This window comes from Buttiauxella sp., from assembly GCF_049686335.1.
GTDB lineage: Bacteria > Pseudomonadota > Gammaproteobacteria > Enterobacterales > Enterobacteriaceae > Buttiauxella.
On sequence record NZ_JBAVHX010000021.1, the window covers coordinates 60,403 to 77,482 of the forward strand.

At 52.6% G+C, this 17,080-nt stretch carries 17 protein-coding genes; 3 read left to right on the forward strand and 14 right to left on the reverse strand.

All coding sequences use genetic code 11. The annotated features are described in order from the left end of the window. Positions 1–21: 21 nt before the first annotated feature. From accD to pdxB, 5 genes are all read right to left on the reverse strand, one after another. Entirely contained in the window at positions 22–942 is a 921-nt protein-coding gene (accD, locus tag WBL83_RS14140; protein ID WP_424589746.1) for an acetyl-CoA carboxylase, carboxyltransferase subunit beta, read from the reverse strand. 138 nt (positions 943–1,080) lie between these two features. Beyond that, positions 1,081–1,740, reverse strand: a complete 660-nt coding sequence (locus WBL83_RS14145; protein ID WP_424589747.1) for a DedA family protein — start codon at positions 1,738–1,740, stop codon at positions 1,081–1,083. 24 nt (positions 1,741–1,764) lie between these two features. Then, entirely contained in the window at positions 1,765–2,598 is an 834-nt protein-coding gene (gene truA / locus WBL83_RS14150; protein ID WP_424589748.1) for a tRNA pseudouridine(38-40) synthase TruA, read from the reverse strand. Next, positions 2,598–3,611: an aspartate-semialdehyde dehydrogenase gene (locus WBL83_RS14155; RefSeq protein ID WP_424589749.1), complete on the reverse strand. Its 1,014-nt coding sequence runs from the start codon at positions 3,609–3,611 to the stop codon at positions 2,598–2,600. Before WBL83_RS14155 ends, truA begins: the two co-directional genes overlap by 1 nt. Positions 3,612–3,682: 71 nt before the next feature. Continuing rightward, on the reverse strand, positions 3,683–4,819 hold the full coding sequence (gene pdxB / locus WBL83_RS14160; protein WP_424589750.1) for a 4-phosphoerythronate dehydrogenase PdxB: 1,137 nt from the start codon (positions 4,817–4,819) through the stop codon (positions 3,683–3,685). A 103-nt stretch (positions 4,820–4,922) separates the two neighbouring features. Between pdxB and flk the strand changes: the two genes are divergently transcribed. Next, positions 4,923–5,927, forward strand: coding sequence for a flagella biosynthesis regulator Flk (gene flk, locus WBL83_RS14165; protein WP_424589751.1), 1,005 nt, complete (start codon positions 4,923–4,925; stop codon positions 5,925–5,927). Positions 5,928–5,958: 31 nt separating this feature from the next. On the opposite strand, the gene WBL83_RS14170 is transcribed toward flk, so the two are convergent. Next, positions 5,959–7,140: an MFS transporter gene (locus tag WBL83_RS14170; RefSeq protein WP_424589752.1), complete on the reverse strand. Its 1,182-nt coding sequence runs from the start codon at positions 7,138–7,140 to the stop codon at positions 5,959–5,961. Between the two features lie 347 nt (positions 7,141–7,487). After that, entirely contained in the window at positions 7,488–8,705 is a 1,218-nt protein-coding gene (gene fabB, locus WBL83_RS14175; RefSeq protein WP_424589753.1) for a beta-ketoacyl-ACP synthase I, read from the reverse strand. A gap of 157 nt (positions 8,706–8,862) precedes the next feature. Between fabB and mnmC the strand changes: the two genes are divergently transcribed. After that, a complete protein-coding gene (mnmC, locus tag WBL83_RS14180) occupies positions 8,863–10,863 on the forward strand; it encodes a bifunctional tRNA (5-methylaminomethyl-2-thiouridine)(34)-methyltransferase MnmD/FAD-dependent 5-carboxymethylaminomethyl-2-thiouridine(34) oxidoreductase MnmC (RefSeq protein WP_424589754.1) in 2,001 nt (666 codons plus the stop codon). 246 nt (positions 10,864–11,109) lie between these two features. Here mnmC and WBL83_RS14185 read toward each other — a convergent pair whose 3' ends face one another. The 6 genes from WBL83_RS14185 to prmB all read right to left on the reverse strand — a co-directional run bounded on the left by WBL83_RS14185 (position 11,110) and on the right by prmB (position 15,719). Further along, positions 11,110–11,385: a YfcL family protein gene (locus WBL83_RS14185; protein WP_424589755.1), complete on the reverse strand. Its 276-nt coding sequence runs from the start codon at positions 11,383–11,385 to the stop codon at positions 11,110–11,112. Between the two features lie 27 nt (positions 11,386–11,412). Continuing rightward, on the reverse strand, positions 11,413–11,967 hold the full coding sequence (locus WBL83_RS14190) for an elongation factor P hydroxylase (RefSeq protein ID WP_424589828.1): 555 nt from the start codon (positions 11,965–11,967) through the stop codon (positions 11,413–11,415). Between the two features lie 16 nt (positions 11,968–11,983). Continuing rightward, positions 11,984–12,781, reverse strand: a complete 798-nt coding sequence (locus tag WBL83_RS14195; RefSeq protein WP_424589756.1) for a sulfite exporter TauE/SafE family protein — start codon at positions 12,779–12,781, stop codon at positions 11,984–11,986. An 11-nt stretch (positions 12,782–12,792) separates the two neighbouring features. Then, complete coding sequence (gene mepA / locus WBL83_RS14200; protein WP_424589757.1) at positions 12,793–13,617, reverse strand: penicillin-insensitive murein endopeptidase; 825 nt, start codon at positions 13,615–13,617, stop codon at positions 12,793–12,795. Between the two features lie 4 nt (positions 13,618–13,621). Continuing rightward, positions 13,622–14,707 (reverse strand): chorismate synthase, encoded by a 1,086-nt coding sequence (gene aroC, locus WBL83_RS14205; protein WP_424589758.1) that lies wholly within the window; start codon positions 14,705–14,707, stop codon positions 13,622–13,624. Positions 14,708–14,786: 79 nt separating this feature from the next. Next, positions 14,787–15,719 carry a 50S ribosomal protein L3 N(5)-glutamine methyltransferase gene (gene prmB, locus WBL83_RS14210; protein WP_424589759.1) on the reverse strand — a complete coding sequence of 311 codons (933 nt, stop codon included), beginning with the start codon at positions 15,717–15,719 and terminating at the stop codon, positions 14,787–14,789. 171 nt (positions 15,720–15,890) lie between these two features. On the opposite strand from prmB, the gene smrB reads away from it, so the two are divergent. After that, entirely contained in the window at positions 15,891–16,442 is a 552-nt protein-coding gene (smrB, locus tag WBL83_RS14215) for an endonuclease SmrB (protein ID WP_183270051.1), read from the forward strand. A 116-nt stretch (positions 16,443–16,558) separates the two neighbouring features. Here smrB and sixA read toward each other — a convergent pair whose 3' ends face one another. After that, positions 16,559–17,047: a phosphohistidine phosphatase SixA gene (gene sixA, locus WBL83_RS14220; protein WP_424589760.1), complete on the reverse strand. Its 489-nt coding sequence runs from the start codon at positions 17,045–17,047 to the stop codon at positions 16,559–16,561. Positions 17,048–17,080 lie beyond the last annotated feature (33 nt).

Below are 17,080 nucleotides of genomic sequence, written 5' to 3' on the forward strand. Positions count from 1 at the left end.
CGGCCCTGCCTTTGTTGACTATCAGGCCTCGTGACCTTCTTCCGGTGCTGGCGGAACCACTATCGGTTCACGCGGTGCTTCCGGATTTGGCGCTGGCTGATTTGTCAGTTTCGCCAGAACGCTTGCCAGTTTCAGGCGCATTTCTGGACGACGAACGATCATGTCGATCGCCCCTTTTTCAATCAGGAACTCACTGCGCTGGAAGCCCGGCGGCAGTTTTTCACGAACGGTTTGTTCGATAACACGCGGGCCTGCAAAGCCGATCAACGCTTTTGGCTCAGCAATGTTGAGATCGCCCAGCATCGCAAAGCTTGCAGAAACACCACCCATGGTTGGGTCAGTCAGAACCGAAATATACGGCAGACCGCGTTCTTGCATTTTTGCCAGCGCAGCACTGGTTTTAGCCATCTGCATCAGCGACATCAGCGCTTCTTGCATACGTGCGCCACCCGAAGCGGAGAAGCAGATCATCGGACAGTTATCTTCCAGAGCCTGTTCAACGGCACGAACAAAACGCGCACCCACAACAGAACCCATAGAACCGCCCATAAAGGCAAACTCAAACGCCACCGCAACCACTGGCATGTTATAGAGCGTGCCTTTCATGACCACCAGCGCATCTTTCTCGCCAGTTTCTTTCTGGGCAGATGCCAGACGGTCTTTGTATTTTTTAGAGTCTTTAAACTTGAGGATATCTTTTGGCTCAAGTTCACTACCCAACTCAAACAGCGAACCTTCATCTAACAGGCTGTGCAAGCGATCGCGCGCGGACATACGCATGTGGTGATCGCATTTTGGGCAGACTTCAAGATTGCGTTCCAGTTCTGCACGGTACAGGACCTGGCCACAGCTGTCGCATTTAGTCCACACCCCTTCAGGGATACTCGCCTTACGGGTAGGGGTAATATTGCTCTTATTGAGAATTCGTTCAATCCAGCTCATTGATGACCTTTCTGCTTGAACCTGGTCGATGCCAGTTTTTCTGTGGCAGTGTGACCTGCCCCAGACCATAAATGGTGCTCATTAAAACATAACGGCCCGCGACTTTGGATAAAAAAGTGGTCGAACCGCGCGATGGGATTACTTTTGCAGGCGTTTGGCTGCACGCTTATGGCGAATAATTTCAATTACACCCGGCAAAATCGACAGCACGATAATCGCTACAATCAGCAATTTCAGGTTTTCCTGCACAATGGGCAAATCGCCAAACAGGTAACCTGCGTAGGTAAACAACAAAACCCACAGCAACGCACCCGCTACGTTGTACATCGCAAAATGGCGATAGGACATGTGCCCCATCCCTGCGACAAACGGTGCGAAGGTTCGCACAATCGGGACGAAGCGCGCGAGGATAATCGTTTTTCCGCCATGACGCTCGTAAAAAGCGTGTGTTTTATCAAGATAACTGCGGCGGAAGATTTTTGAGTCCGGGTTGCTGAAGAGTTTTTCACCAAATAACCGCCCGATTGTGTAGTTTACGGCGTCGCCCACGATAGCCGCAATGACCATTAAGATAACCATGGTATGCACGTTCAAATCGTTGGTTGGCAATGCGGCTAGCGCACCAGCAACAAACAGCAATGAATCCCCAGGCAAGAACGGCGTCACCACCAGACCGGTTTCGCAGAATAAAATGATAAACAGAATGGCATAAACCCAGATACCATACTGCGCCACCAGCTCCGCTAAATGCACATCAATGTGCAGAATAAAATCAATGACAAAGCGGATAAATTCCATAGTTATCTACCTTTTCGACTGGAGTCAGTCAGCTAAAAAAAGTGGACCCATCGTGGGTTTAGGTAACGCAAAATGTTCAGGATAATCAACGCAGACTAAGTACAAGCCTTCTGCTTTACCGGTAGCCGCCGCCAGCTTGCGATCTTTTGCCGCCAGCAATTGGGCCATCCAGTTTTCGTCCTGATTACCACAGCCGATTTCCATCAAACTGCCCACAATATTGCGCACCATATGATGCACAAAGGCGTTCGCTTTGATATCTACCACAACGTACGAGCCGTAACGGTTGACGGTGATATGCATCAGGTTGCGCCACGGGGTACGCGACTGGCACTGCACCGCGCGGAACGAAGTAAAGTCGTTCTCACCCAGCAAACACTGCGCGGCACGGTGCATACGGTCGGCATCCAGCGGGTGATAGAAGTGCGTCACCCCCTGCCCCATCACAGCGGGACGCAGCCGCTCGTTATAGATGACATAACGATAGCGACGCGCCGTGGCACTGAACCGGGCATGAAAATCGTCCGGCACAGCTTTAACCCAACGCACCGCGATGTCTCCAGGTAAATTCGCATTTACACCCAAAGTCCATGCGGCGTCTTTACGATCCATACGGGTTTCGAAATGCACAACCTGGCCGGTGGCGTGAACGCCAGCATCTGTGCGCCCGGCACAGAAAACGCTAATGGGCTCGTTAGCCACTTTAGAGAGCGCTTTTTCAAGCTTCTCCTGCACGCTGCGGACTTCGTTCTGGCGCTGCCAGCCGTAATATTTGCTGCCGTCGTATTCAATGCCGAGTGCAATCTTACGCAGTGGGCCTGTTTCTGTGACTGGGAGCGTAGGCAACTCGTCGGACATTAGTACATGTACTCCTGCACTAATTTTTCGGCTGTCTTCACCGCCATCAACGCGCCACCGAAACGGACGTTATCGGCAACAGACCAGAATTGGATCTGCTCCGGCATCCCGTAATCATTGTGGATACAACCGATGGAAAGATGAGCGCTGCCGGAAGCATCAGAAACCTGAGTCGGGAACTGGCCTTCTTCAGACAGTTCAATATCTTCAAACTGGCCAAACGCATCACGCGCTTCTTCTGCGGCCAGCGGGCGCATCGCTTCGAAGTTCACCATCTGCGCGTGACCGTAAAACACCGGAGCCTGAATCATGCTCGCAGAAATCAACACACCTTCGTCCTGCAGCACTTTACGCACTTCATTCACCAGGCGACGTTCTACTGGAACGCTGCCTTCTGCGTCTGGCACTAATGGCAGCATGTTGAACGCCAGCTGGCGACCAAACAGATCTTGTTCTTCGATTGGTAAACCGTTCAGTAAACGAGCGCTCTGCCCGGCCAGCGCATCGACAGCACTTTTGCCGCGACCTGAAGCCGCCAGTAAATTGGTCACCTGGATACGCGACAAACCACCTTGTTCAATCAATGGCTTCAGAGCGGTCAGAAGCTGGCTGGTCAGGCTATCCGCAACCGCAACCAGGTTGCGATTACGGTATTCGCCCAGCACAAAAGGATTGACGTCAGGCACGACCAACGGCACATCATGTTCCATGGCGAACAGGCCGCTGGAGTCAATCACCAGGCAACCGGCGTTGGTGGCTTCTTCGGCGAAACGAGCGGACGCTTCCACACCTGCAACGAAGAACGCGAGCTGAACCTGAGTCCAGTCAAATGATTCAGCATCCTGAACCATCACGGTTTTGCCTTCATAACGAATGTTTTCACCTGCGCTTTCACTACGCGCCAGGGCATACAATTCACCAACCGGGAACTGGCGTTCGGCAAGCAGTTCAATCACAGCTGCGCCTACGGCACCCGTGGCACCTAAGACGGCAATATTCCAGCCTTCAGACATGTTGGTTTACTCCAGACTTAATAAAACAGCATCCCACCGGATATCTGACCCGGTGGGACAAAAGATTAGGGTTAACGAGCGGGGGTATAAACCGCGCTAAAACCGAGTTTTTGCAGTGTTTGTGCCGCAGTTTCATCATCACACTGAATATATAATGATGACCATTCACGGCGTTCCAGGTAGTTTTTACGTAACTTATCAAACTCTCCTGGGATCCCCGCCACTTTCCGCAGTGGGGCATCATCGCGGCGCACATCATACACCAGATGAACCAGTCTTTTGAGTGTCGGCTGATCAAGCGGACCATGCAGGGTAATGCGGCCAAATTCAGGAGCGGGCAGCAGCGTGTCTAATGCCACTTGTTGTTTCTGACCAATAAACTCACTGAATGCTTCAAACACTTGCGTGGTGCCACGCGCTTTGCCTTCCAGCGTGTAACCTGCGATGTGTGCAGTGCCAATATCCACTTTATCGAGCAGCGCCACATTGAGCTCAGGCTCCGGCTCCCACACATCCAGCACCACGCTCAGCTTCTGGCCATTCTCAAGGCATTTCAGCAACGCGGCGTTATCGACTACCGGACCACGGCAGGCGTTGATCAGAATCGCGCCTGGCTTGAGACTTGAGATCAGCTTTTCGTCAGCAAGATGCCGTGACTTGTACGGGCCGTCTTTGAACAGCGGCGTGTGGAATGTCAGCACATCCGCTTCACTCACCAGCGTTTCCAGCGGCTGGAAATCACCTTCGTCGCCACTTTCTGCGCGAGGAGGATCGCATAGCAGCGTACGCACGCCGAAAGCTTCGAGACGCGCCTGTAAGCGTGAACCGACGTTGCCAACACCAATAATGCCCACCGTGCGGTCAGTCAGGTTGAAGCCATCACGTTCAGCTAACATTAACAGTGAAGAAAAGACGTATTCGACAACAGCGATAGCGTTACATCCGGGGGCAGCTGAAAAAGCGATGCCAGCTTGTTGCAGGTAGTGTTCGTCAACGTGGTCAGTCCCCGCCGTTGCCGTACCGACAAACTTAATCCCCTTACCATCGAGTAAATCAGCATTCACTTTGGTGACTGAACGCACCATTAACGCATCGGCATCCGCCAGTTCGGACACTGGGATCGGACGACCTGGCACTGCAGTTACATCGCCCACGCGACTAAACAATTCACGTGCATAGGGCATATTTTCGTCAACGAGGATTTTCACGTTACGCTACCTGTCTGTTAATCGTCGAGAATAAGCCCGATAGTGTGCCATAATCTGGCGGCCTGGCATACTTGAGCCGGGGATCGATAAAGGATTTTAGACTATGCAACCCATTCAGGGGGTGACAGCACGCCCTCCGGGGGAACCGCCCTCCACACCTTCAGCGGCCGGCGAACTTCCGCTTTCCACTCAGCAACGTACCGTTCTGGAACGTCTGGTCACGCGCCTTGTTGCACTCAGTCAGCAACAGAGTGCAGAAGTGTGGGCGGGACTCAAGCATGATCTTGGGCTAAAAAGTGAAACGCCTTTATTGTCGCGTCACTTCCCCGCAGCTGAACAAAATCTCAATCAGCGTCTGAGTAATGCCCAGACGACTCACGCCACGCGCCAGGTCGTTCAGCAGCTCAGCGAGCTTTTGCCGCAAGGTAATAATCGCCAGGCGGTGAGCGACTATATTCGCCAGCAATTTGGTCAGACTGCTCTGAGCCAACTGACGCCTGAACAATTAAAAAGCGTCCTGACGTTATTACAAAACAACCAGCTGGCAATCCCGCAGCCGCAACAGCGTCCGGCGACCGATCGTCCGCTGCTTCCGGCTGAGCATAACTCTTTAAATAAACAGGTTGCCAAACTGACTGCTGCGACGGGCGAGTCCGGGAAGTTAATCTGGCAGTCGATGCTTGAGCTTTCCGGTGTAAAAACCGGCGATCTGATCCCAGCAAAACACTTCACTTTGCTGACGACATGGCTTCAGGCACGTCAGACATTAAGCCAACAGCATACGCCAACGTTGCATACCCTCCAGGCTGCGCTTAAACAGCCGCTTGAACCCGCTGAATGGAAAGAAATTACCGATTATTCCCAGCAGCGTTTTCAGGCAACGCCGCAGACGTTACTGACCACCGCGCAAGTGCAGGATATTTTGAATCAGGTGTTTTTGAGGCGAGCAGAACGCCAGCCAGCAGCGCTTGAGGTTCATTCTGTTCAGCCAGTCGCCAGCCCAATCTGGGCACCGTTTATCGAACCGATAAAGCTGATCAGTGCCCGTCCAGGAATGGCACTTATCGCGCTGGTTGTAGTGATGATTTTGCTGTGGATGGTTATCTAGAAGTTTGCCACCCTGCAAAGGGTGGCAAGAGTTACTTGCGAAAAGCGATTAGCGTCACCACGATGCCGAGCACCGCAGAAATCGCGCCTGCCAGAAATACCGAGGGATAACCCATCGACGTTGCCAGCAACCCGGTCAACGGCCCCGCGACACCGTAAGAGATATCCTGAAACGCTGCATAGCCGCCAAGTGCCGTACCGCGCACTTGTGCAGGCACGCGTTTCACCACTTCCACCCCGAGCGCCGGGAAGATCAGCGAACAGCCGCAACCCGTGAGTGCCGCACCAATCAACGCAATGCTCGCACCCGGTGCTTGCCATAGCAACACCAGTCCGACAGTTTCTATTGCCAGCGAAACCAGTGCCACTCGCACGCCGCCAAAACGGTCAGGCATCCAACCGAAAAGCACACGCATCAGGACAAATGCGCCACCAAAAGCGGTGAGCGTGAAACCAGCCCAGGCCCAGCCTTTAGTTGCAAAGTAGAGCGAAACAAACGTCCCAATCACCGCAAAACCCACGCCCTGCAACGCCAGACCCAGACCAGGTTTCCAGATAAGCCCAATCACGGTAAGCAGTGAAGGACGCTCACCTTTGTGGGCTGGGACAGAGCGCACACGGCCATTGAACGCCCAGGCAACCAGGGGCAGCACGATGGTCGATACTCCGAGCGCGACAAAACCCCAGTGGCTGTTCAAGAGCAAACCCAGCGGTGCGCCAGCAGCTAATGCACCATAGATCGCCATCCCATTCCAGGACATGACTTTGCCGGAACGCGCCGGGCCAACTAAGCCCATGCCCCAGGTGAGGTTGCCAGTCAGCAGCTGGCTTTCACCAAATCCCAAAATCAAACGACCGACCACCAGCAAACCGAATTTTGCCATCGCATCAACCGGCAACAATGCGGCCAGCAGATAAGCCACACCGGCGAAGGCGCAGGCGCACATCCCCTGCAAAGTAGAACGCTTCGCCCCTTGCTGATCAGCAAGGCGCCCGGCATAACCACGGGTTAAAACCGTGGCGAGGAATTGAATGCCGACCGCAATCCCTACCATGGTGTTGCCAAAGCCAAGTTGGTTATGCACAAAGAGTGGGATAACGGGCAGCGGCAAGCCAACCGTCATATACGTAAGAAACACCGCAAAGGTGATATTAAATAAAGACTTATTTTCTGATTGGGTATTTTTTAGCTGAGAATCAATCAATGCAGACATACTGCTTACTCCATTTATTGCAGAGTAAGGCGAGGATACCACCACGCCCTTTCCCTCTGAACGTTCAGATTAAGGGTGCGTTGGTTGACGTTGAACGCTTACGCATTATCAAACTGATAATGTTATGGCGAGATAGTGCCTTCAGTCATTCATTCTGTCAATAATTGTAAACAGCAAAAAAACGGGGCGCCATAGGCACCCCGTTACACATAATCACTATCTTATACCCAAAAAAATTCGAGTTGCATGAAGGCGGCGACGCAGCAAATCCCCAGAAACTTACTTAAGTAAGTGACTGGGGTGAGCGAGGAAAACCAACACACATGCAGCTTGAAGTATGATGGGTATTAAGCTTTAAGCTTACGCATCACCAGTGTGGCGTTAGTCCCACCGAAACCGAAGCTGTTAGACATAACAGTGTTCAGTTCGCGCTCGGTAGTTTCAGTCACGATGTTCAGACCAGCAGCCTGCTCATCCAGCTCTTCGATGTTAATGCTTGGCGCGATGAAACCGTGCTCGAGCATCAGCAGAGAGTAGATAGCTTCCTGAACGCCTGCGGCACCCAGAGAGTGGCCAGTCATCGCTTTGGTTGCGGACATTGATGGCGAGTTATTACCGAATACTTCCTTGATTGCGCCCAGTTCTTTCACATCGCCAACCGGCGTAGAAGTCCCGTGGGTGTTCAGGTAGTCAATCGGCGTATCAACACCATGCATTGCCATCTTCATGCAACGTACAGCGCCTTCACCAGATGGAGCAACCATGTCTGCGCCATCGGACGTTGCGCCGTAGCCAACGATTTCAGCGTAGATGTGTGCGCCGCGAGCCAGAGCGTGCTCCAGTTCTTCAACCACAACCATACCGCCGCCGCCTGCAATGATGAAACCATCACGGTTTGCATCGTAAGTACGGGACGCTTTAGTCGGGTCTTCGTTGTATTTGGTAGACAGTGCGCCCATTGCATCGAACTCACAGGCCATTTCCCAGCACAGCTCTTCGCCGCCGCCAGCAAATACGATGTCCTGTTTGCCCAACTGGATCTGCTCAACAGCGTTGCCGATACAGTGCGCAGAAGTCGCACATGCGGAGCTGATGGAGTAGTTCACACCGTGAATTTTGAACGGCGTTGCGAGGCATGCGGAAACCGCAGAACCCATCGCTTTGGTCACAACATATGGACCTACCGCTTTCAGGCCGCGCGGGCTACGCATTGCGTCTGCACCGAACACCTGAGATTTAGAAGAACCACCGGAACCCGCAATCAGGCCAACACGCGGGTTGCTTTGATAAACTTCTTCTTTCAAACCAGCATCTTCAATAGCTTGCTGCATTGAAAGGTAAGCGTAGACAGAGGCATCGTTCATGAAACGGACAACTTTACGGTCAATCAGGCCGGTGGTGTCCAGTTTAACGTTACCCCACACGTGGCTGCGCATTCCAGAATCTTTGAATTCTTGAGAGAAAGTGATCCCCGAGCGACCTTCACGCAGAGATGCCAGGACTTCCTGCTGGTTGTTACCGATGCTGGAAACAATGCCCAGACCAGTAATCACTGCACGTTTCATTCAATACCTCTTCCACTACACGATTTAGGATTTCGACAGGCACAATAGCGTACACTTGTACGCCGAACAAGTCCGATCAGACAAATCGGCCTGAAATTTGCGCCGCTTCGCACACATCGTTACTATCCTTTCACTGCCTGCCAGACGAGTAACTTACGTGAAACACGCCCCAATACAACCGGCCAATCTGGGCTTTAACGAAGAAGGTACACCTGTATCCCGAGACTTCGACGATGTCTACTTCTCTAATGATAATGGACTGGAGGAAACTCGTTATGTCTTTCTTGGAGGAAACCATCTATCCGAACGTTTTGAGACCCATGATCGCTCACTGTTTATCGTCGGTGAAAGCGGATTTGGCACCGGTCTTAACTTCCTGACTTTATGGGAAGCTTTTGATGTTTTCGCCCAAAAACAGCCACAAGCCACCCTCCAGCGCCTGCATTTTATTAGTTTTGAAAAATTCCCGCTCACGGCGGAAGATTTACATGCCGCGCATGCGCACTGGCCTGAACTGGCACCTTTTGCTGAACAATTACAGCAACAATGGCCGCTGCCTGTCGCCGGGTGTCATCGTCTTTTGCTCGATGGCGGGCGCATCACTTTAGATCTGTGGTTTGGCGATATTAACGAACTGATACCGCAATTAGATGACACCTTAAATAATCAGATTGATGCCTGGTTCCTTGATGGCTTTGCACCGTCAAAAAACCCCGACATGTGGACGCCGCAATTATTTAACGCGATGGCCAGACTGGCTCGCCCTGGTGGCACGCTGGCAACCTTTACCTGCGCTGGATTTGTCCGTCGTGGCCTGATTGAAGCCGGTTTCACGATGACCAAAACCAAAGGATTTGGTCGCAAACGGGAAATGCTGACAGGGAAGATGGAACATCATCTTGATACCGAGGCGCGTACGCCGTGGTACGCCCGCCCTGCCGCACAAGGCAAAGAGGTGGCGATTATTGGTGGTGGCGTTGCCAGCGCCCTGCTCTCACTGGCGCTTCTGCGTCGTGGATGGCAGGTCACTCTGTACTGCGAAGATGAAGCCCCGGCACAAGGTGCGTCAGGTAATCGTCAGGGCGCGCTTTATCCGTTGCTGAATACCCACGACGCCGCGCTGGCTACCTTCTTCAGTGCTGCGTTTACCTTTGCGCGTCGCTTGTATGACTCACTGCCAGTGGAATTTGATCATGACTGGTGTGGCGTGACGCAGTTAGGTTGGGATGAAAAAAGTCAGCATAAGATTGAGCAAATGCTGAGCCTCGAATTACCGGATGCATTGGCACATGCCGTTGATGCACAAGCGGTGACGCAACAATGTGGCGTGGAGATCGGTTTCGGCGGCGTCACTTACCCACTCGGTGGCTGGTTATGCCCGGCTCAACTCACCGCGGCAGCGCTCACACTCGGCGAGAAGATGGGGTTAAAAACACATTATCAACATCGCGTGGAAAATCTGACTCAGGCTCCTGAGACATGGCAGTTGTCGTTTACAGACCAGGCACCTCAGCAACATGCCGCCGTGGTGTTAGCCAACGGCTACAAAATCAATCAATTCTCGCAAACCGAGAAAATGCCGATTAACGCCGTGGGCGGACAGGTCAGCCATATCCCGACGACCCCAACACTTTCGGCGTTACGCCAGGTGTTGTGTTACGACGGTTATCTGACACCACAAAACCCGAATAATCAGCAACATTGCATCGGTGCAAGCTATCATCGCGGCGTGGTAGATATGCGCTATAACGATGAAGATCAACAGCATAATCGTCAGCGTTTAATTAACTGCCTGCCGGAAGCGCCGTGGGTGCAAGAAGTGGATGTTTCCGCCGGAGAAGCACGTTGCGGCGTGCGCTGTGCCTCACGCGATCATATGCCAATGATTGGCTCGGTTCCGGACTACGACGCCACGCTTGAAGCATATAAAACGCTCGCTGAAAGCCGCGAAAATGCCCAAACCGCGCCGGTTTACCCAAATCTGTTTATGCTGGCGTCGCTCGGTTCAAGAGGGCTTTGCAGTGCGCCACTGGCCGCAGAAATTCTGGCAGCGCAAATGAGTGATGAACCGGTTCCCATGGATAATGAAACACTCGCGGCGTTAAATCCGAATCGATTTTGGGTGCGGAAGTTGTTGAGAGGTAGAGAAGTTAAGTAATGGGATCTTAACGCCCTCACCCCGGCCCTCTCCCCCAGGAGAGGGAGAACATCGAATAGTTCCCTCTCTCACAGGAGAGGGAGAACACCGAATAGTTCCCTCTATCACAGGAGAGGGAGAGCACCGAATAGTCCCCCTCTCTCACAGGAGAGGGAGAGCACCGAATAGTCCCCTCTCTCACAGGAGACGGAGAGCACCGAATAGTTCCCTCTCCCTGGGGAGAGGGTTAGGGTGAGGGGGAATAGCTTAAAACTTCGCCTGCTGGTACAAATTGTCCCACATTCCCAGCACTAAGGACTGGTCACGCGGTGAAAGCTCACCCGCCTGGATAGCTTTCTCCAGGCTATTTGACACCGCTGTGTGCAGCGCGTCCGGGCTGTGGTCTTCACCATGTTCCAGGTCCGCTACCGCCAGAGTCAGGTGGCCACGCAGATAACCGCTGGCAAACAGTTCATCATCACTGGCTGTCTCAACCATCTCATCAATTAGCGCCAGAATGCGTGTCTCAAATTCCGCGATCATCGTACTTCCTCATTTTTGTGCAGGTAATTAGTTTAAATCTTCCGGCCACGGAAACTGCTCCGCTGCCAGCGGCGGCGTTTTATAAAATGCCCGCAACGCTTCAATTAACTTTGCCGTGCGCTCAGGGATACCCTCTTGCAGGTAAATCATCACCTGCGCATGCACCCGACGCTGGAATGCGATCCGGTCCGGGTCCACATCGCCGCTCAGGTTGTCGCAACTCACATTGAAGGGGAAGTTTGCCGCCACGCACAGTAACCATTCCTGCGCCTGCGGTTTCACTTCCACATCCTCGAATTTGCTTTGTGTTTCGGCATCACGCCCGTCCGGGCAATACCAGTAACCAAAATCCACCTGTTCACGGCGCGCTTTACCCGCGATCAGCCAGTGAGAAATCTCGTGCATTCCGCTGGCGTAATAGCCGTGAGCAAACACGACGCGGTGATAAGGAATTTCCTCATCTGCTGGAAGATAAATCGGTTCGTCGTCGCCTTTAATCAGACGTGTATTAAATTCGTCTTTAAAGCAGTTATCGAAAATGTCGATAAGTTCCTGATAATGGTGTTCTGTATTTTTTGTCATCATTGCTGTTGTCATCTTAAGCTACCCCCAACCAATGGAGGATCTCCGGTCCATGGCTATCAAATAAGAGTTTGGCACTCATCACCGCCGAGACAATAACAATCATCGGACGGATCAGTTTTTGCCCTTTACTCAAAACCAGACGCGATCCCATGCGCGCCCCTAAAAACTGCCCTGCCATCATCACAAAACCGGTTCCCCAAATCACTTTCCCACCGATGATAAACAACAGCAGGCCGCCCAAATTGGACGTCGCGTTTAGCACTTTGGCGTGAGCCGTGGATTTGGCAAGATTAAAACCGCAGAGCGTGACAAAGGCCAGCGCATAAAAAGACCCTGCACCCGGGCCAAAGAAACCGTCGTAGAAACCGACGCAGCCACCCGCGATCAGCGCAAATGGCAGGCCGTATAAACGGCGCTGTCTGTCCTCTTCACCCAGTTTTGGCATCAATAAAAAGTACAAACCGATACCAATCACCAGGATCGGCAAGATTTGCCGCAACACGTCTGATTTCACATGCTGAACCAGCAACGCACCTGTTGTGGAGCCGATGAAGGTCATCAGAATATTGAGTTTCTGATCCTTCAGACTCACTACTTTGCGGCGAATAAAATAGAGGGAGGAGGAAACTGAACCGCCGCACGCCTGGAGTTTATTGGTTGCCAGTGCATGCGCCGGTGACATTCCCGTCGCTAACAGCACGGGGACGGTAATCAAACCACCCCCACCCGCCAGTGAATCAATGAACCCCGCGAACATGGCAACAAAAAACAGCACCACCAACATGGTGGGGGAAACCATAAACCATTCCATTAACTTATCCGTTAGAGAACGTGCTCATCCAGCAAAGCCTGACAAGAGGCGGGTAAAGGGGGAGGTGTTTTTTTCTTCGGTGGTGTGCTGCCAGGAGCTGGCGGCGCAAACCAACTTTGCAGTTCTGCACCACAACCGTCACCAGGCGGCGGTAGCGGTTGATCTTCACACTCAAGGCTGTCTGCCGGACAACGCAGGCGAACGTGCATATGCGCCCGGTGAGCAAACCACGGCCGCACTTTGCGCAACCAGTCTCGATCGGCACCGGCATCCAGACACAGTTGCTGTTTAATCGCCGGATTGACGAAGATGCGCGTCACATCGTTATCTTTTGCCGCAAGCTTAATCACACTGCTGATTTCAGGCTGCCACAAACGCGGCACCACATGCTGATTATCACTGGCGACTAAATCCAGCGCTTGCGGTTTGAGTAGTTGAGCTGACGTCCAGCGCGTTTTGGGAAGTTGCAGGAAAATGTCCACATCAAGGCCACTTTGGTGGCTGGCATGACCGGAGCTAAAACGCCCGCCCGCCGCCATTCCCATATCACCAATCAGCAACGTGCCAAGGCCCAGTTGTGTCGACTGATTACTCAGTCGTTGGATAAACGACACTAAATCCGGATGCCCGAAATAGCGGCGTTGATCCTGTCGCATCACCTGATAGCGAGGGTCATTGAGCGGTAACTCGTGGGCACCAACGATACAACCGTTAGAAAAGGCACCGATGGATTGCGGGCTACCCGCAATCGGATGACTAATTTTCTGCCACGGCGTGGCGGCAAAAGTAGTGGCACTGGCAAGCAATACCAGCAGTCCCACGAGGTTTTTTTTCATGGCATTACCAGCGCGGCAAAGGGAAATTCACGTCAGCATTTTGCGCACGCTGACGTAGCATATGATCCATCAATACAATCGCTAACATAGCTTCGGCAATCGGTACGGCACGAATACCCACGCAAGGATCGTGACGACCACGCGTTACCATCTCAACTTCTTCGCCTTCGCGATTGATAGTACGACCCGGAACCATGATGCTGGAAGTCGGCTTCAGCGCCATATTCGCCACAATTTGCTGGCCGCTGCTGATGCCACCCAGAATGCCGCCAGCGTGATTGCTCTGGAAGCCTTCTTTGGTAATTTCGTCACGGTTCTGGCTACCACGCAGGTTAACCACGCCAAAACCTTCACCAATTTCCACACCTTTCACCGCATTGATGCTCATCAGCGCATGGGCAATGTCAGCATCCAGACGGTCGAATACCGGCTCGCCCAGGCCCGGTGGCACGTTATCAGCCACAACCGTCACTTTCGCGCCGATGGAGTCGCCCTCTTTTTTCAGCGCGCGCATTAGTTCGTCGAGTGTTTCGATTTTATCGGGATCCGGGCAGAAGAAAGGGTTCTGCTCAACTTGCTCCCAGTCTTTAATTTCCAGTGGCACATCACCCATCTGCGTCAGGCAACCACGAATGGTGATGCCATATTTATGCGCCAGATATTTTTTAGCGATAGCGCCTGCAGCCACGCGCATTGCCGTTTCACGCGCAGAAGAACGGCCACCGCCACGGTAATCGCGCAGGCCATATTTTTGTTCGTAGGTGTAATCAGCGTGACCAGGACGGAACACATCTTTGATGGCGCTGTAATCTTGCGAGCGTTGATCGGTGTTTTCAATCAACAAACCAATACTGGTGCCGGTTGTGACTCCTTCAAAGACGCCAGAAAGAATCTTCACCTGATCGGGTTCACGACGTTGCGTGGTATAGCGAGAAGTGCCTGGACGGCGGCGGTCGAGATCGTGTTGTAAATCGGCTTCGGTCAGCGGAATGCCTGGCGGCACACCATCAACGATACAACCCAACGCCACACCGTGAGATTCACCAAAGGTCGTTACGCGAAATACTTGTCCAATAGAGTTACCTGCCATCTGTCACGGCTCCTTACCGTTGTCGTTTTCGTTGTGTTGTGAGCAAAAGAAGACGGGTCTAAAGGCCCGCCTGCACAGATCAATCTTTATAGATGCTGAAGTGTTCACGCGCGTCGATCAATTGCGCTTTGGTCAGCATAAACACGCCGTCACCGCCGTTGTCGAACTCAAGCCAGGTGAACGGCACATCCGGGTACTGGTCCATCAGATGTACCATGCTGTTCCCGACTTCACAAATCAGGACACCGCCATCGGCGAGGTAATCCGGGGCACACGCCAAAATACGACGCGCCAGTTTCAGGCCGTCGGTACCCGCAGCCAGACCTAACTCAGGCTCGAACTTGAACTCGCCCGGCAAGTCAGACATATCTTCCGCATCCACATACGGAGGATTGGTCACGATAATGTCGTACTGCACTTTTGGCAGGTCGCGGAACAGGTCAGAACGAATTGGCGTGACCTGATTTTCCAGACCGTGCTCAGCAATGTTTTGCTCAGCAACCGCCAGCGCATCAAGAGATATATCGACTGCATCGACTTCTGCATTCTGGAATTCGTAAGCACAGGCGATAGCAATACAGCCGCTGCCGGTACACATATCAAGAATATGCAGCGGTTCGTTATCAAACAGGCCCGCAAAACGGTTGGTGATAAGCTCACCAATTGGCGAACGCGGCACCAGTACGCGCTCATCGACATAAAATTCGTGGCCGCAGAACCAGGCTTTGTTGGTCAGGTAAGCAACCGGGATACGCTCGTTGACACGGCGAATCACGCGCTCAACGATACGATGGCGCTCGCTTGGCGTCAGACGCGCAGTGCGCATATCTTCAGGAATATCCAGCGGCAGATAGAGGCTTGGCAGCACTAACTGAACGGCTTCGTCCCACGGGTTATCTGTGCCGTGACCATACCAGATGTTGGCGGCGCTAAAACGACTCACTGCCCAGCGCAGCATATCCTGAATGGTGTGCAGTTCATTCACTGCCTCATCGACGAAAATTTTATCCACGTTGCCCTCCGCAGGCCGTTCGCGCTAATTCAATAATCGATTAGTTTGCCATGAAGACCGCGACAAATCAGCATTTCAATTACTGTCACTGCGGGGAAAGTTGCGTTTTATTTAGTGATGGACGTCAAACCAGGTAAACTGGCGACAAAACGAATGCGAGACGAGAAAGAGATGAAAAAGAAAACTCCGCTCAGCGTTGATGATCAGAACCTTTTCCGTGATTTGATGAGCGGCACGAAAAAACTGACTCAGGACACTATTGTGCATCGTCCGATGCGCAAAAAAGTGCAGGAAGTCCCGGTGAAACGGCTGTTACAAGAGCAAGCCGACGCCAGCCATTATTTTTCCGACGAATTCCAGCCACGGCTGGCGACGGAAGGTCCGACGCGTTATGTACGCGAGGACGTCAGCCATTTTGAGCTTAAAAAGATTCGTCGGGGAGATTATTCGCCAGAACTGTTCCTCGATTTGCATGGCCTGACTCAGCTGCAAGCAAAACAGGAATTAGGGGCGTTGATCGCGGCCTGCCGCCGTGAGCATGTGTTTTGTGCAAGCGTAATGCACGGACACGGTAAACACATTTTGAAGCAGCAAACGCCACTATGGTTAGCGCAACACCCTCATGTGATGGCATTTCATCAGGCGCCAAAAGAGTATGGCGGTGATTCAGCCCTGTTGGTGTTGATAGAAATTGAAGAGTGGTTGCCGCCGGAATTGCCTTAAGATTTTATGTCGGATGACGCTACGCTTATCCGACCTACGATTTTGATTTTGTCGGGTGGATAAACGCACAAATAATAAGAGCCGCATTTCGCGGCTCTTTTTCATGCTTACGGCTTTCAGATAGCTTTGGCTACCTTCAGATTACACGGACTCATCTGCCAGTTGAACACCCCTTTCCCGGTTTCAGGATCAAGGGTGACATTGGCAATCGCTGAGGTACTGAACATCGGAGGTGTCTCTTGTGGACAGAGCTCAGATACCAGGTAACCGACCAACGGCAAGTGGGAAATCACCAATGCCGATTCAACGCCTTCCGTTGCCAGTGCTTGCAGGTAATCACCCACCAGACCTACATCGCCGCACGGCGTCAATTCCGGCAGAATGTCTTCTTTACCTGGAAGAATCAGTGCTTCCCGCACAACATCCAGGGTTTGTTCGGCTCGCAGGTAAGGGCTCACCAGAACACGTTCGATATCCGCTACTTGACCTTTCAACCAAGTCGCCATAACTCGGGATTCATCACAACCACACTGGGTGAGTGGACGTACCGAGTCGCTGGCGGCATCGAGTGCTGCGTCGCCGTGACGCATGATAAAAACTTGCATATTGCACCGCTTTTGTTAACCAGGAATGCTTGA

Excerpts from the sequence above, each read along its gene's own strand:
- accD (WP_424589746.1), bottom strand. The coding sequence starts at position 942 with ATGAGCTGGATTGAACGAATTCTCAATAAGAGCAATATTACCCCTACC.
- WBL83_RS14145 (WP_424589747.1), bottom strand. The coding sequence starts at position 1,740 with ATGGAATTTATCCGCTTTGTCATTGATTTTATTCTGCACATTGATGTG.
- truA (WP_424589748.1), bottom strand. The coding sequence starts at position 2,598 with ATGTCCGACGAGTTGCCTACGCTCCCAGTCACAGAAACAGGCCCACTG.
- WBL83_RS14155 (WP_424589749.1), bottom strand. The coding sequence starts at position 3,611 with ATGTCTGAAGGCTGGAATATTGCCGTCTTAGGTGCCACGGGTGCCGTA.
- flk (WP_424589751.1), top strand. The coding sequence starts at position 4,923 with ATGCAACCCATTCAGGGGGTGACAGCACGCCCTCCGGGGGAACCGCCC.
- WBL83_RS14170 (WP_424589752.1), bottom strand. The coding sequence starts at position 7,140 with ATGTCTGCATTGATTGATTCTCAGCTAAAAAATACCCAATCAGAAAAT.
- fabB (WP_424589753.1), bottom strand. The coding sequence starts at position 8,705 with ATGAAACGTGCAGTGATTACTGGTCTGGGCATTGTTTCCAGCATCGGT.
- WBL83_RS14185 (WP_424589755.1), bottom strand. The coding sequence starts at position 11,385 with ATGATCGCGGAATTTGAGACACGCATTCTGGCGCTAATTGATGAGATG.
- WBL83_RS14190 (WP_424589828.1), bottom strand. The coding sequence starts at position 11,967 with ATGACAAAAAATACAGAACACCATTATCAGGAACTTATCGACATTTTC.
- WBL83_RS14195 (WP_424589756.1), bottom strand. The coding sequence starts at position 12,781 with ATGGAATGGTTTATGGTTTCCCCCACCATGTTGGTGGTGCTGTTTTTT.
- mepA (WP_424589757.1), bottom strand. The coding sequence starts at position 13,617 with ATGAAAAAAAACCTCGTGGGACTGCTGGTATTGCTTGCCAGTGCCACT.
- aroC (WP_424589758.1), bottom strand. The coding sequence starts at position 14,707 with ATGGCAGGTAACTCTATTGGACAAGTATTTCGCGTAACGACCTTTGGT.
- smrB (WP_183270051.1), top strand. The coding sequence starts at position 15,891 with ATGAAAAAGAAAACTCCGCTCAGCGTTGATGATCAGAACCTTTTCCGT.
- sixA (WP_424589760.1), bottom strand. The coding sequence starts at position 17,047 with ATGCAAGTTTTTATCATGCGTCACGGCGACGCAGCACTCGATGCCGCC.